Below are 15,527 nucleotides of genomic sequence, written 5' to 3'. Positions count from 1 at the left end.
TCCTTTGGTGTGGGCCGGTATCTGGAGTGTGGTCCGGCGGCGGTGCTGTCGGCGATGGGTGCCGGGTGTGTGGAGGGTGGGGCGGTGTTCGTCGCTTCCCAGCGTGCCCCGCGTGCCGGGGGTGACGTGGTCGACGAGGTCCGTGTCCTGGTGCGGGCGTTGGCCGCGCTGCACGTCGCGGGTGAGGACCTCGCCTTCGACCGTGTCCTGGCCGGCGGCCGGCCCGTCGACCTGCCGACCTACGCCTTCCAGCGCGAACGCTACTGGCTGGAGCCCGCACGCGGCGAACGCTCCGACGCCCGGCACAGCGGTCTCGTACCGGCCGGACACCCGTGGCTGGCGGCCGTCGTGGCGCTCGCCGACGGCGAGGGTCACCTGCTGACCGGTCGGCTGGCGCTCGCCGACCAGCCGTGGCTCGCCGACCACGCCGTCTTCGGCACGGTCCTCGTCCCCGGTACCGGACTGCTGGAGCTGGCGTTCACCGCCGCCCGCGCCGTCGGCGCGGCACGCGTCGCCGAACTCGCCCTCACCCAGCCGCTCGTCCTCACCGAGGACACCCCCGTGCGACTCCAGGTGCGGGTCGGGGCCGCGGGCGAGGACGGCCGCAGGACGTTCACGGTCCACTCCCAGCCGGAGACGTCGGCGGAGCCCGGCGCATGGACCGCGCACGCCACCGGCGAACTGGCCGACGACACCGCCGACGCGCGCCACGAGGGTCTCGGCGAGCTGCTCGACTGGCCGGTGCCCGGCGCCGAGCCGCAGTCCCTCGAAGGGTTCTACGACACCCTCGGCGGTCAGGGACTGCACTACGGGCCCGCCTTCCGCGGACTGGCCGGCCTGCTGCGGCGCGACGGCGTCGCCTACGGGCGGATCGTCCTGCCCGCGCCGCAGACCGGCGGTCCCGGCGCCGACGACGGCTTCGGGATCCATCCGGCCCTGCTCGACGCGGCCCTGCACACGCTCGCCGGGGTGGACACCGGCGAGCGGCCCGAGGACACGGTGCTGCTGCCGTTCGCGTGGACGGACGTGACCCTGTACGCGACCGGCGCCACCGAGCTGCGCGTGCGCGTCGAACTCTCCGGCGGCGGTGGCGAGGGCGGCCGTGCGGTCACCCTGCTGGCCACCGACCCGGCCGGCGAGCCCGTGCTGTACGCGGCCGGGCTCCAGGTTCAGCAGGCGAGTGCCGAGCAACTGCGGGTCACCGCGCCGGCCGCCGCCGACGACCTGTACCGCGTCGACTTCCAGCCGGTGGACCCGCCCGCGGCCGACGCCGTGCCCGAGGGCACCGTCGTGCTGGGCGGCCCCGACACGTCGGTGGCCGCGGCCCTGGGCGTGCCGTGGTGCGCGGACCTCGACGAGCTGCTGGCCGTCCGGCCGGACGCCCCGCTGATCGTCGTGGACGCGACCACCGCGGCCGACACGCCGCCCGGTGATGACGTCCAGGCCTCCGCGCGGGCCGCCGTGCTCGGCGCGCTCGGCACGCTCCAGGGGCTGCTCGGCGAGCCGCGTCTGGAGCGGGCCCGGGTGGTCTGGCTGACCAGGGGCGCGGTCGCCGCCCGGCCCGAGGACGTCGTCGGCGGCCTGGCCGCCGCCCCGCTGTGGGGCCTGGTGCGGGCCGTGCGCGGCGAGCATCCGGACCGGGTGCTGCGGCTGGTCGACCTGGACGGCGCCGAACCCGTGTCCGGCGTGCCGGCCGGTGTGCTGGCCCTGGACGCCGAGCCGGAACTGGCGGTGCGCGCCACCGCCGTGTACGCGCCGCGGCTCGTGCCCGCCCGGCGCGGCGGCCCGCTCACCCCTCCCGCCGACGGCGCCTGGCACCTGGACATCCGGGAGAAGGGCAGCATCGACAGCATCGAAGCGGTGCCGGTGGACTCCTCCCGGCCGCTGGGCGAGCACGAGGTGCGGGTCGCCGTGCGCGCCGCGGGCATGAACTTCCGTGACGTGCTCAACGCCCTCGGCATGGTCGAGACCCCCGCGCTGGGGCTGGAGTTCGCGGGCGTCGTGGTGGAGACGGGCGCCCGGGTGAGCCATCTGCGGCCCGGCGACCGGGCGATGGGCCTGGCCCTCGGCGCGTTCGGCACCGAGGTGTGCGGCGACGGACGGCTGATGGCGCCGCTGCCGGACACGCTCACGTTCGAGCAGGGCGCCACCGTGCCGCTGGCCTTCCTCACCGCGTACTACGCGCTCACCGAACTGGGCGCACTGCGCCCCGGAGAGCGGGTGCTGGTGCACGCCGCGGCCGGCGGCGTCGGCATGGCCGCCGTGCAGCTCGCCCACCACCTGGGCGCCGAGGTGTACGGCACGGCCAGTCCCGGCAAGTGGGCGGCGCTGCGCGGGCTCGGCCTGGCCGACGACCGCATCGCCTCCTCCCGCGACACCGGGTTCGAGCAGCTGTGGCGGGAGACCACCGGTGGCGAGGGCGTCGACGTCGTCCTCAACTCGCTGGCCGGGGAGTTCACGGACGCCTCCCTGCGGCTGCTGCCGCGCGGCGGGCGGTTCCTGGAGATGGGCAAGACCGACATCCGCGACGCCGGGCAGGTCGCCGTCCGGCACCCCGGCGTCCGCTACAGCGCCTTCGACCTGATGTCGCTGGAGCCGGACCACCTGCAGCGGATGCTCACCGAGCTGTCGGCCCTGCTGGGCGAGGGCACCATCGAGGCGCTGCCGTACCTGGCGTACGACGTGCGCGAGGCGCCCGCGGCGTTCCGCCACATGGCGCAGGGCCGGCACACCGGCAAGATCGTGCTGACCGCGCCGCCCGCCCTCGACCCGCACGGCACCGTGCTCGTCACCGGCGGCACCGGCGAGCTGGGCCGCGAGGTGGCCCGCCACCTGGTGACCCGTCACGGCGTGCGCCACCTGGTGCTGACCTCCCGGCAGGGGGGCGCGGCACCGGGCGCCGCCGAGCTGGCCGCCGAACTGCGGGCCGCCGGCGCCGAGTCGGTGCGGCTGGCCGCCTGCGACGTCGCCGACCGCGACGGCGCCGCCCGCGCCCTGGCCGAGGTCGCGCCGCAGCACCCGCTGACCGGTGTGGTGCACCTCGCGGCGGTGCTCGACGACGGCGTCGTACGCAACCAGACCGCCGAACGGTTCGAGCGGGTGCTCGCCCCCAAGCTGTCGGGCGCCTGGCATCTGCACGACCTGACCCGCGAGGCCCCGCTCGCCGCGTTCGTGCTGTTCTCGTCGGTGGCCGGCACGCTCGGCTCGCCCGGACAGGGCAACTACGGTGCCGCCAACGCCTTCCTGGACGCGCTCGCCGCGCACCGCCGCCGCCACGGCCTCGCCGCGCAGTCCCTCGCCTGGGGGCTGTGGGCGCAGGGCGGCAGTGGCATGACCGCCGCGCTCGGCGAGGCCGAACTGGCCCGCATGCGCCGCCAGGGCGCGCGGGCGATGACCGTGGAGCAAGGGCTCGCGCTCCTCGACGCGGCGCTCGCGCGGCCCGAGCCGCACCTGGTGCCGGCCCGGCTCGACCTGGGCGTGCTGCAGCGGGCCGGCGAGGACGGGCTGCCCGCTCTGCTGCGGGCCCTGGTGCGGCCCCGGCCCAAGCAGGCGGGGCAGGCGGCGGAACAGGCGTCCGCGTTCCGGGACCGGCTGGCCGGCCTGCCGGAGGAGGAGCGCGCCACCTCGCTGCGCCGCTTCGTCCAGCAGGAGGTCACCGCGGTGCTCGGCCTCACGGCGCCCGTGCCGCAGGACAAGCCGATGCGGGAGTTCGGCTGGGACTCGCTGATGGCGGTCGAGCTGAAGAACCGCATCGCCAAGCACACGCAGGTCGCCGTGCCCAGCACCCTGGCGTTCGACTATCCGACGCCGCGGGCCATCGCCGACTTCCTGCACGGGCGGCTGTCCCTCACGCCGTCCACGTCCGCGGCGGCGGGATCCGCCGCCTCCGACACCCCGCCCTCCGATCCGGCGCAGGCCGCCCAGTGGGCGCTGGCCCGGGTCGCCCCGGAGCGGCTGCGGCAGAGCGGCCTGCTGGACCGGCTGCTGGAACTCGCCCGCCCCGCCGGCGGCGACACCCCCGGCACCGGAACGGACGACGTGCTGCGCGCCGCGGAAGAACTGACGGCCGAGGAGATGGACGAGGCGCTCGACGCCGTCCTCGGCGGTCTGTGACCGCGCCCCGGGCCCGGCCCGGGGCGTGTCCCCCCACCCGACCGTGTTCCTACGGGAGTTGATCAAGTGACAGTGTCCACGACAGAGACGACACCTGCGCAGGCGGGTGGCCGCCGCAAATGGGCGGCTCTCGCCGTAGTGCTGCTCGCAGCGTTCCTCGACAACGTCGATTCCACGATCGTCACTGTCGCCCTGCCCAGCATCCAGGACGACCTGGGCGCCGACTTCGCCACCGCGCAGTGGACCCTCGCGGGCTACGCCCTCGCCTTCGCCGTGTTCCTGATCACCGGCGGCCGGCTCGGTGACATCTACGGCCGCAAGCGGCTGTTCATCGCCGGCGTGGTCGGCTTCACGCTGGCCTCGGTGGTGTGCGGCGTGGCCGCCTCTCCGACCGTGCTGGTGAGCGGCCGCCTGGCGCAGGGCGTGATGGCGGCGCTGATGGTGCCGCAGGTGATGAGCGTCATCATGACCACCTTCGAGCAGAAGGAATGGGTCATGGCGTTCTCCATGATGGGCGCCGTGCTGGGCCTCGGCGGTGTCAGCGGTCCGCTGCTGGGGGGTGCCCTGACCGATCTGGACGTGTTCGGCCTGGGCTGGCGCGCCATCTTCCTCGTCAACGTCCCGTTCGGTGTGCTCGCCGTGGCGCTGGCCGCGTGGTGTCTGCCCGAGAGCCGCTCCGAGCGGGCGACGCGCCTGGACATCCCCGGTGTCGCCCTGGTCAGCCTGGCCGCGATCGGCCTGATGTTCCCGCTGGTCCAGGGACGCGAACAGGGCTGGCCCGCCTGGATGTTCGTCATGATGGGCGTGGGTCTCGCGCTCCTCGTGCCGTTCGCGTTCTACCAGCGCCGCCGGCACGCCAGGGACGCCTCCGCGCTGGTCCCCCCCACCCTGTTCAAGCTCCGCTCGTTCACCGCGGGCGCGTTCGTGGTGATGCTCGCCTTCTCCGGCATCACCTCGTTCTTCCTGGTCCTGACCTACCAGATGCAGCTCGGACTCGGCTGGTCCGCGATCCGCACCGCCCTGGTCACCGTGGCCTTCCCGATCGGCATCACCGCCACCTTCCAGATCGCCTGGCGCAAGGGCACCGCCAACGGGCGCGCGTTCGTCGCCCTCGGCACCACCGTCATGGCACTGGGCACCCTGCTGATGATCGTGCTCACGAAGACCCAGGGCGCCGACCTGACCTGGCTGCAGGTGGCGGGCGCCGAACTCGTCGTCGGCCTCGGCATGGGCCTGTGCTCGCCGATCCTCACCAACGTCGTCCTCGGCGACGTCCCGCAGCAGGACGCGGGCGCGGGATCCGGTGTGGTCAACGCGCTCATCCAGTTCGGCACGGCCGCCGGCATCGCCATCGTCGGCGTGATCTTCTTCAGCCTCTCCGGCTCCGGGCCGGGCGGCACCGCCGAACGCTTCAGCGACGCCACCGCCGCCACGCTCTGGTACAACGCGGGCGTGTTCGTTCTGGTGGCCCTGCTCACCCCGCTGCTGCCGGCCGGCAAGAAGACCGGCTCCGCCGAGGCCGCCGAACGTCAGGCGGACCCCGCCGGCGGCCTCGTGCCCGACCCGGCATAGGCCGAATTCAATTCCCCGGACGGAAATGACGTCTGGCCGGTGCGGGATTCCTGTGCCAGCCTGGATGTCGAGCATTTCCCACAGGAGGCATGTATGGCAGAAATTCCGGAGACGAATTCCTTCGAGAACGACGACCGGGCCAAATTCCGTGAGGCCCTCTCCCGCAAGGCGAACGCCAACCGGGCGCGCCAGGCCCACGAGGACGGCCGGCTGCGGGTGAAGGGCATGAGCGGACCCGCCGGTCAGAAGCGCTACTTCCGGCGCAAGACCGGCTGAGCGGCACGCCGCACACGCGCCCCGGGGCTGCTGCGGGCTCTTTTCGACCGACTGGAAGAAAAGAGCCCGCGGCAGCCCCTTTCGCATGCGCGGGACGCAATCTCCGGGAAGTGCCGCACATGTGGTCGCCCGGCACTCGGGAATTGCTCGAGAAACGCTGGAGGGGTGATGGAGAACCCCTGGAATCCACGGCTCTGAGCAGCGAATTTGCGACAACGTCCGGCGCGCCGCCCGAACCGTCCCTGGACGGCGGTTCGAGCAGGGCCCCAGCGGCCCGCGAGGCGGCGGGGTGAGGGTGGCGTACGGGCGCGCGACCGGCCCGTCCCGGACGAAGGAGGCTGACCCCGCGCCATGACCACCACCGTCGAGACCGGACCCGCGCCGGGCGCCGCACGGGGCGACTGGGAGGCGGCCGCGAGCCTGCGCGCCGCCCGGCTCGAGGCCCGGCTCGGCGACCCCTACGACCCCGCCAACCCGCACGGCCTGCGCGCCCTGTTCGCCGCCGACGACCGGCGCACCCCGCCCCGCGAGACCGAGGAACTCCTCGACGAGACGGGCCTGGCCGCCGAGTTCGTGCCCGTCGAGTACGGCGGCCGGCTCACCCGCGCAGATCTGCTGGCCCGCACCCTGCGGCCCGTCTTCCGGCGCGACGTCGCACTCGGCTTCGGCCACGGCATCACCTCGCTGTTCGCGATCGGCGCCGTCTGGGCCGCCGGCGACGAGGAGCAGCGCCGTCACCTCGCCCGGCTGCTGCTGGGCGGCGGGCGGGCGACGATCCTGCACCACGAGCTCGCCCACGCCAACGCCATCCTGCGCCACGAGTTCACCGCCCGCCCCGCACCCGGCGGCGGCCACCTCCTCGCCGGCCGCAAGGACCTGATCATCAACGCCGCCCGCGCCGACGCCCACGTCGTCTACGCCCGCACCGACCCCGCGCGCGGGTCCCGCAGCCACTCCGTGTTCGTCCTCGACCCCGCCGACGCGCCGCCCGGCACGGTGCGGCGTCTGCCGCGCGTGACGACCTCGGGCATGCGCGGCGCCCTGTTCGGCGGACTGGAGTTCGAGGACCGGCCGGTGCCCGCCGACGCGCTCGTCGGCGGTGTGGGCGACGGCGTCGCCCTCGCCCTGCGCACCTTCCAGGTCAACCGCAGCGTCATCTGCGGCGTCGTCACCGCCGCCGCCGACACCGTCCTGCACTCCGCGGTCCGCGCCGCCACCACCGGCCGCAGCGGACCCGTGGCCCGCCGCTGGCACAAGCCGCTCACCGGCGTCTTCGCCGACCTGCTGGCCTGCGACGCCATGGCCACCGTCGCACTGCGCGCCCTCGGCCTGCTGCCCGACCGCGCCCATGTGTTCGCCGCCGCCGTCAAATACGTCGTCCCCGACCTGCTGCGGGAGAACCTCGAGGAGCTCGCCGCCGTCCTCGGCGGACGCGGCTACGAACACGACAGCCCCGAGTACGGAGCCCTCGACAAACTCGTCCGCGACCTGCCCGTGGCCGGGCTCGGCCACGCCGGCACCGCCTCCTGCCAGTCCGTGATCGTGCCGCAGCTGCGCACCCTCGCCGAGACCTCCTGGTTCGCCGAGGAGGAACCGCCGCCCGAGCTCTTCCGCGCCGGCGCCGAACTGCCCCCGCTGGACTACCGGGCCCTCGGCATCGCGGGCGGCGGCGACTTCATGGCCGCCTCCCTGCTGCGCTCCGCCGCACGCCTCGCCCCCGCCCGGGGCGTCGGCGGGCAGATCGCCGTCCTCGCCGAACTCGCCGAGGGGTTCGTCGCCGAACTGCGCGCCCTGCGCGAGACCTGCCGGCGGCTTCCGCGGCACGGCGGGCGGCCTCCGGCCGACCCGGCGGTGGCCGTGCTCGGCGACCGCTACAGCCTCGTCGTGGCCGCCGCCGCCGTCCTCGGCGTCTGGGAGGGCCAGGACGGCACCGACCCGTTCCTCTCCGACGCCCCCTGGGCCGTGCTCGCGCTGTCCCGGATCGGCGCCCGGCTCGGCATCCCGGTGCCCGACCTGCCCGAGGGCTGCACCCAGCAGGTCCTGGACGAACTGATCCGCCGCTACCGGGCCGGCCTCGGCTGCGACCTGGACGCCACGGTCCTCGCCCAGTGACGCCCCGCCACCACCGCCCACCGGGCGCACCCGGACCGCACACGACCCGCGCGACGACCCACGGAAGGGGCGGACCGAGGTGAACCCGCTCACGCTCATCGACCCGGCGTGCGTGCCCGACGACCCCGGCCGGATCAGCGAACCCGTCCACGTCGGCGGCCCCGACGGCCCCTGGCACCGGGTCCGCGAGGGCATGCGACTGCGCGGCAACGCCGTCGTGTTCGCGACCTGGGGCGAGTGGCTCGGTCCCGCCCTCACCGACCCCGGACTGCGGCCCCTGCTCGGCCGGGACTGGCAGCGCTACCGGCGGACCGCCGACCCGCTGGTCCGCTTCCGGTTCGTCACCTCACGCCTCGTCACCAAGTTCGCCGCCGCCGCCGCGCTGGACGCCGAGGCCGGCGAACTCGACCTCGCCTACAAGATCGGCGGCCGGCCCTATCTGCGCGGACTCGACCAGGTCGACATCAGTCTCACCCACACCGACGACCTGATCGCCGTCGGCGTCAGCCGCAACGGCCGCATCGGCGTCGACGCCGAACCCGCCGACCGCTCCATGTCCTTCGACCTGCTCCACGGCCATGTGTGCACCCCCGCCGAACGCGCCGAACTCGAACCGCTCCCCGAGGCACAGCGCGCCGCCGGACTGCTCAGGCTGTGGACCCTCAAGGAGGCCTACACCAAGGCCATCGGGCAGGGCCTGCGGCTCGGTTTCACCGAGTTCGGCTTCGGCGTCGGCAGCGGCGGGCTCCTCGCCCCCGACGGCCGGCCCGCCTCCCGCGGCGAATGGACCTTCGCCACCCACCGGGCACTCGGCCGCTACCTCATCAGCGTCGCCTGCCACGACGCCGGCCTCGACACCGCCCGGGACACCGCCCCGCACACCATGCTCGACGAGGGCTTCATGGGCGCCGTCACCGACCTGCTCGCCCCCTGACCTCACGGCGGCCGGCCCCTGAGCCCCGCTCGCGTCCGCGTCCAGGACCGGTCGAGGAACCGGCGCCCGCGCACCGGGCCCGATTAGCGTTCCCGGCGACGGTTACGGACGTGAGGGACGAGGAGGCCGTCGTGGCAGAACCGGGTTTCCCCGTGCGCCGGCCGGTCCGGCGCGCGTCGCTGCACGTACTGCCCGGCCCACCGCAGACGGCCGCCGCCCCGGGCACCCCGGTGCGGGTGTACGTCCTGGCGGCGGACGCGCTGGCCCGCGCGGGCATCAGATCCCTGCTCGCGGATCACCCCGCCGTGCACCTGGTCGGCGACGGGGACCCCGGCACTCTCGACCGGCTGCCGGCCCTGCGCCCCGACGTGGTCCTCGCGCACGGCGACAGCGCGGCCCACCAGGTCCGCCGTCCGGTCCGGCACCCGGCGGACGCGCCGCAGCCACGGCTGGTGGTCGTCGGCGGCGGCACACCGGAGGGGCCCGGCCGCGGCTGCCGGCTGCCGGACACCGCCACCCCGGACCAGCTGGCCTCCGCGCTCGTCCTCGCCGCCGCCGGCTACCGCGTCCAGCCCGACGACCCGCCGCGGCGGGACGCGACGGCCGCCCCGCCCGCCGACGAGCCGTGCGGCCAGGAGCGCGGCGCCGTCTCCGGCGTGGGCCCCGAGGCGCTCACCGGACGCGAACGCCAGGTGCTGGAGCTGCTGGCGTGCGGACTGACCAACACCGAGATCGCCGGCCGGCTCACCCTGTCCGAGCACACCGTCAAGACCCACGTGCAGAACCTGTTCGGCAAGCTGCGCCTGCGCAACCGCGTCCACGCCACGATCTACGCCTTCGAGACGGGGCTGCGCACCCTGGCCTGAGCCCCGGACACGACGGCCGGCCGCACCGTCCATCACGGTGTCAGCGCCGTATCAGGTCCGTATGGGCGGCCCCGCACATACTCATGGGGCGCTCGCACAGAGGGGAGGGAGGGGGCCTTCAGCCGTACACCGAGGTCGTGCACACAAGCCGTACGCGTCGACCGCACGCCGTACGCGCGGCCACGACAGGTACGCGCCCCGTACAGCCGATGACCGCCAACCACACCCCACCCCCGCCGGACGGGGAGACGACCTGCGTCGTCGTCGACCTCGGAGCGGCTCCGTGCGCCGAGCCGCTCCTGGAACTGCACGGCCCGCTGGACGAGGCCCGGCTGCAGGCGGCGCTCGACCAGGCCGCCGTCCGCGTCCCCGGCGCGCCCGCCCTGCGGCACCGGATCGACCGGCACGGCCGCGGCCACCACGTCCTGCGCCTGACCGCCGAGGACCCGGATGCGGCCGGTGACCCGTTCCCCTACGGACTGCTCGCCGACCTGCTGACCGGCCCGCCCACGAGCGGCGCCCGCGTCACCCGGGCGCTCGCACCGACACCGCTGATGCGCGAACTGCTCGCCGACGCCGACACCCACCCCGGCCGCCATGTGGAGCGGCTGTCGTGGGCCTGGCACGGGCCGCTCGACCCGGACCGGTTCCGCGCCGCCTGGCAGTCCGTCGTCGACCGCGAGAGCGTGCTGCGCGCCGCCTTCGACGACGGGCCCGAGCCGCTGCTGGTGCTGCACGACGACGTCAACGCCGACGTGCTGTGGCTGCCGCACGGCTCCGTCCGCTGGAACGACCTGGTCGAACACGACGTACGGCGCGGCCTCGACCCGCGCCGCCCCTGCGGCCTGCGCGTCACCGTCCTCGGCGGCACCGCGGCCGGCAGCGGTCCGGGCACGCCCGCCCGGGTGCTGCTCACCTACCACCACGCCCTGATCGACGACTGGAGCGCGCGGCTGCTGCTGCGCGAGTTCTACCGCGCCTATCTGGCGGGCGGCCGGCTGCCCGGTGGTGAGCGCCGCCCCGATCTGCGCGACTACGTCCGCTGGCTCGGCCACCAGGACACCGCGCCCGCACAGGACTTCTGGTCGCGGGGCGCCCCGCCCGCCGACGCCGTCTCGCCCGTCCCGCTCGCCGCGGCATCCGGTCCGGCACGCACCGGCCGCACCCGGATCCGGCTGACCGCGGAGCAGACCGAGCGACTGGCCGCCTGGGCAGCCCGCCTGGGCAGCACCGAGAGCGGTGCGCTCCAGGCCGTGTGGGCGGTGCTGCTGTACCGGGCGAGCGGCGCCGACGGCACCGCACGCGTCCGCTTCGGCGTCACCGCCTCCGGGCGCGGCATCCTCTTCGAGGGCGCCGACCGCCTCCCGGCCGCGCTGCGCACCCCGCTGCCGCTCAGCGTCGAGGTCGACCCCGGCCGCACCGTCGCCACCCTGCTCGCCGAACTGCGCGACCGCACCCTGGGCGTGACGTCGTACGAATGGGTCTCGCCCGGCCAGGCCCGCACCTGGTCGGCGGCGGACGGCACCGGCCCGGACGGAGGTCTGCCCGCCGACGGCAGCCTTCTCGTCTTCGAGGGCAGGCCGCACCCCGCCGACGACCTCACGGAGGAACTCGCCGCGCACGGCGTGCGGGTGGAGCGGCCCGAGCCGCTGGGCGCGCACACCGCCTTCTCGGTCACGCTCGTCGCCCACCAGGGCGGCGACGGCGGCCTGGAGCTGACCGCGTCCTACGACCGTGGCCTGCACACCGACGCCGCCGAGGTGCTCACGCACAGCGCGCTGCTGCTCGGCGAACTGCCCTACCTGCCGGGCGACTCCACGACCGTCGCCGACCTGCTGCGCCTGCTGGCCGGCGCGGACGGCATGGCCGGGCGGCGCCCGGCACCGCAGGAGGACCCCGACCCCGTCGGGCCCCGCAGGCCGTCGCGGGCCCCGGGGACCGGCGAGGGAGCCGACCTGCCGCTGGTGTCGCTCCGGCTCGCCGCCGACCCCGGCGCCGGAATCGTCTGCCTGGTGCAGACGCACGACACCCCCCGTTCCCGCTACGAACGGCTCGCCGCCGCCTACCGGGGCCCCGAGTCGATCGTCCTGCTGCGCAGCGTGCCCGGCGGTGCCCGGGCCCGGCACAACGCGCTGCGGCCACTGGCCGACGGGGGCGGTCTGCTGGTGCTGTGCGCGTTCTCCGGCGGCGGCAGCGCCGCCTGCGAGATCGCCCGGCTGATCGCGGCGAACGGCGGCCGCTCCCCGCTCGTGGTGCTCACCGGCGCCACGACCGGCGCCGCCCCGCTCGCCCGGATGCTCGAAACCGTCGCCGCACGAGCCGGACGTCCCTGAACCCCGGCCGCTCGGCGACGGCGTACGGACGGCCCCCAGGCCGTCGTGAGACGTCAACCTCTGGAGAGTCATGTCCCGTCGCCTGTTCACCTCGGAGTCCGTCACCGAGGGCCACCCCGACAAGATCGCCGACCAGATCAGCGACGCCGTCCTCGACGCGCTTCTGCGCGAGGACCCGCGCGCCCGGGTCGCCGTCGAGACGCTGATCACCACCGGCCAGGTCCACATCGCCGGAGAGGTCACCACGACGGCGTACGCGCCGATCGCCCAGATCGTCCGCGACAAGATCCTGGAGATCGGCTACGACTCCTCCGCCAAGGGCTTCGACGGCGCCTCCTGCGGCGTGTCCGTCTCGATCGGCGCGCAGTCCCCGGACATCGCGCAGGGCGTCGACACCGCCTACGAGAACCGCGTCGAGGGCGACGAGGACGAGCTGGACCGGCAGGGCGCCGGTGACCAGGGCCTGATGTTCGGCTACGCCACCGACGAGACGCCGACGCTGATGCCGGTCCCGATCGACCTCGCCCACCGGCTCTCCCGCCGCCTCGGCGAGGTCCGCAAGGACGGCACCGTCCCCTACCTGCGCCCGGACGGCAAGACCCAGGTCACCATCGAGTACGACGGCGACAAGGCCGTCCGCCTCGACACGGTCGTCGTCTCCTCGCAGCACGCCGGCGACATCGACCTGGAGACGCTGCTCACCCCCGACATCCGTACCCATGTCGTCGAGCCGGTCCTGGCCCGCTTCGCCGAGGACGGCATCAAGCTCGAGACCGACGACTACCGCCTGCTGGTCAACCCGACAGGACGCTTCGAGATCGGCGGCCCGATGGGCGACGCCGGTCTGACCGGCCGCAAGATCATCATCGACACCTACGGCGGCATGGCCCGCCACGGCGGCGGCGCCTTCTCCGGCAAGGACCCGTCCAAGGTGGACCGCTCGGCCGCGTACGCGATGCGCTGGGTCGCCAAGAACGTCGTCGCCGCGGGCCTCGCCTCCCGCTGCGAGGTCCAGGTCGCGTACGCGATCGGCAAGGCCGAGCCGGTCGGCCTGTTCGTGGAGACCTTCGGCACCGGCCGCGTTCCCCAGCAGCGCATCGAGGACGCCGTCGCCGAGGTCTTCGACCTGCGCCCGGCCGCCATCATCCGCGACCTCGACCTGCTCCGCCCGATCTACTCCCAGACCGCCGCCTACGGCCACTTCGGCCGCGAGCTGCCCGACTTCACCTGGGAGCGCACCGACCGCGCCCAGCTGCTCCGGGACGCGGCCGGCCACTGACGCGGCCCGCCCCGACGCCCCCCGAGGAGATCCCGGCATGCGCATCGCCGTCACCGGTTCCATCGCCACCGACCACCTGATGGTCTTCCCCGGCAGGTTCGCGGATCAGCTGATCCCCGACCAGCTCGCCCATGTCTCGCTCTCCTTCCTCGTCGACACGCTCGAGGTGCGGCGGGGCGGGGTGGCGGCCAACATCGCCTTCGGCCTCGGCGGACTCGGCCTCGCGCCGCTGCTCGTCGGCGCCGTCGGCGACGACTTCGCCGAGTACGAGGCCTGGCTGAAGAAGCACGGCGTCGACACCGGGACGGTCCACGTCTCCGGCACCCGCCAGACCGCCCGCTTCCTGTGCCTGACCGACCAGGACGCCAACCAGATCGCCGCGTTCTACGCGGGCGCCATGCAGGAGGCCCGCGACATCGACCTGGGCCGGGTCGGCCCGCCGGCCGCGCAGCGGCCCGACCTCGTGCTGGTGTGCCCCAACGACCCCGAGGCGATGCTGCGGCACACCGCCGACTGCCGTCGCCTCGGCCTGCCCTTCGCCGCCGACCCCTCCCAGCAGCTCGCCCGGCTCGAACCCCGCCAGGTCCGCGACCTGGTCGACGGGGCGCGCTGGCTGTTCACCAACGAGTACGAGGCCGCGCTGCTGCTGGAGCGCACCGGGTGGTCCCGCGAGGGCGTCCTCCTGCGGGTCGGTGCCTGGGTGACCACCCTCGGCGGCGACGGGGTGCGCATCGAGCGCGCCGCCGAGCCGACGCTGACCGTGCCCGCAGTGCCCGGAGTGCGGGTGGTCGACCCGACCGGCGGCGGCGACGCCTTCCGCGCCGGGTTCCTCGGCGGCGTCGCGCGCGGCCTGGACACCGTCCCCGCCGCCCGGCTGGGCTGCGCCATGGCCGCGCAGGCCCTCGCCGCCGTCGGCTCCCAGACCTACCGCGCCGACCGGACACGGCTGCTCGACACGGCGGCCCGCGCCTACGGCACCGACGCGGCAGCCGAACTTGCCCCCGCGCTGGACCGTATGACCGCCGACCGCGGGACCGCGGCCCTCGCGTCCGCACTCGGCGTGTCCGCCGACCGCGCCCCGGCCCTGAGAGGCACGGCATGACCGGGCCCCGCACTTCCGCCGACAGCCGGGCCCGCGTGTCCGCGCTCCGCGAGGCGCTCGCCACCCGTGTGGTGGTCGCCGACGGGGCGATGGGCACCATGCTCCAGGCCCAGGATCCGACCCTGGAGGACTTCCAGCAGCTGGAAGGGTGCAACGAGGTCCTGAACGTCACCCGGCCCGACATCGTGCGCTCGGTGCACGAGGAGTACTTCGCCGCCGGCGTCGACTGCGTGGAGACCAACACCTTCGGCGCCAACCACGCGGCGATGGCCGAGTACGACATCGCCCACCGCGTCCACGAGCTGTCCGAGGCCGGCGCCCGCATCGCCCGTGAGGTGGCCGACGGGTTCACCGCCCGGGACGGCCGGCAGCGCTGGGTCCTCGGCTCGGTCGGCCCGGGCACCAAGCTGCCCACCCTCGGCCACATCGACTACACCACCGTCCGCGACGGCTTCCAGGCCAACGCCGAGGGTCTGGTCGCCGGCGGCGCCGACGCCCTGCTGGTGGAGACCACCCAGGACCTGCTGCAGACCAAGGCGGCGATCGTGGGCGCCCGCCGGGCCATGGACGCCCTCGGAGCCGACGTCCCCCTGCTGTGCTCGATGGCCTTCGAGACCACCGGCACGATGCTGCTGGGCTCGGAGGCCGGCGCGGCGCTGACCGCGCTGGAGCCGCTCGGCATCGACATGATCGGCCTGAACTGCTCCACCGGCCCGGCGGAGATGAGCGAGCACCTGCGCTATCTGGCCCGGCACTCGCGCATCCCCCTGCTGTGCATGCCCAACGCCGGCCTGCCCGTCCTCACCAAGGACGGCGCCCACTTCCCCCTCGGCCCCGAGGGACTCGCCGACGCGCAGGAGACGTTCGTCCGCGAGTACGGGCTGTCCCTGGTGGGCGGCTGCTGCGGTACCACGCCCGAGCACCTGCGGCAGGTCGTGGA

At 74.9% G+C, this 15,527-nt stretch carries 10 protein-coding genes; all 10 read left to right on the top strand.

Annotation, left to right across the window (positions count from 1 at the left end):
- The first annotated feature begins 84 nt into the window (after positions 1–84).
- Positions 85–4,113, top strand: coding sequence for an SDR family NAD(P)-dependent oxidoreductase (locus tag ACIRFH_RS35820; protein WP_403530554.1), 4,029 nt, complete (start codon positions 85–87; stop codon positions 4,111–4,113).
- A 72-nt stretch (positions 4,114–4,185) separates the two neighbouring features.
- The gene (locus tag ACIRFH_RS35815; protein ID WP_403530552.1) at positions 4,186–5,685 is read left to right on the top strand and encodes an MFS transporter; all 1,500 of its coding nucleotides are present in this window, start codon (positions 4,186–4,188) and stop codon (positions 5,683–5,685) included.
- Between the two features lie 93 nt (positions 5,686–5,778).
- A complete protein-coding gene (locus ACIRFH_RS35810; RefSeq protein WP_403530549.1) occupies positions 5,779–5,961 on the top strand; it encodes a DUF5302 domain-containing protein in 183 nt (60 codons plus the stop codon).
- Between the two features lie 351 nt (positions 5,962–6,312).
- The gene (locus tag ACIRFH_RS35805; RefSeq protein WP_403530546.1) at positions 6,313–8,073 is read left to right on the top strand and encodes an acyl-CoA dehydrogenase family protein; all 1,761 of its coding nucleotides are present in this window, start codon (positions 6,313–6,315) and stop codon (positions 8,071–8,073) included.
- A gap of 79 nt (positions 8,074–8,152) precedes the next feature.
- Positions 8,153–9,007 carry a 4'-phosphopantetheinyl transferase family protein gene (locus tag ACIRFH_RS35800; RefSeq protein WP_403530543.1) on the top strand — a complete coding sequence of 285 codons (855 nt, stop codon included), beginning with the start codon at positions 8,153–8,155 and terminating at the stop codon, positions 9,005–9,007.
- A gap of 131 nt (positions 9,008–9,138) precedes the next feature.
- Positions 9,139–9,873, top strand: a complete 735-nt coding sequence (locus tag ACIRFH_RS35795) for a LuxR C-terminal-related transcriptional regulator (protein ID WP_403530540.1) — start codon at positions 9,139–9,141, stop codon at positions 9,871–9,873.
- 209 nt (positions 9,874–10,082) lie between these two features.
- Positions 10,083–12,206, top strand: a complete 2,124-nt coding sequence (locus tag ACIRFH_RS35790; protein WP_403530537.1) for a condensation domain-containing protein — start codon at positions 10,083–10,085, stop codon at positions 12,204–12,206.
- Between the two features lie 70 nt (positions 12,207–12,276).
- Positions 12,277–13,485: a methionine adenosyltransferase gene (gene metK, locus ACIRFH_RS35785; RefSeq protein ID WP_403530534.1), complete on the top strand. Its 1,209-nt coding sequence runs from the start codon at positions 12,277–12,279 to the stop codon at positions 13,483–13,485.
- A gap of 37 nt (positions 13,486–13,522) precedes the next feature.
- Positions 13,523–14,587, top strand: coding sequence for a carbohydrate kinase family protein (locus ACIRFH_RS35780; RefSeq protein WP_403530531.1), 1,065 nt, complete (start codon positions 13,523–13,525; stop codon positions 14,585–14,587).
- On the top strand, positions 14,584–15,527 hold a 944-nt coding region (locus ACIRFH_RS35775; RefSeq protein ID WP_403530528.1), incomplete at its 3' end, for a homocysteine S-methyltransferase family protein. The genes ACIRFH_RS35780 and ACIRFH_RS35775, both read left to right, overlap by 4 nt.

It is taken from the genome of Streptomyces sp. NPDC093586, assembly GCF_044764905.1.
Lineage (GTDB): Bacteria > Actinomycetota > Actinomycetes > Streptomycetales > Streptomycetaceae > Streptomyces.
Note: the sequence above shows the minus strand (reverse complement) of the source record. Positions and strands in the feature narration are given on the sequence as shown.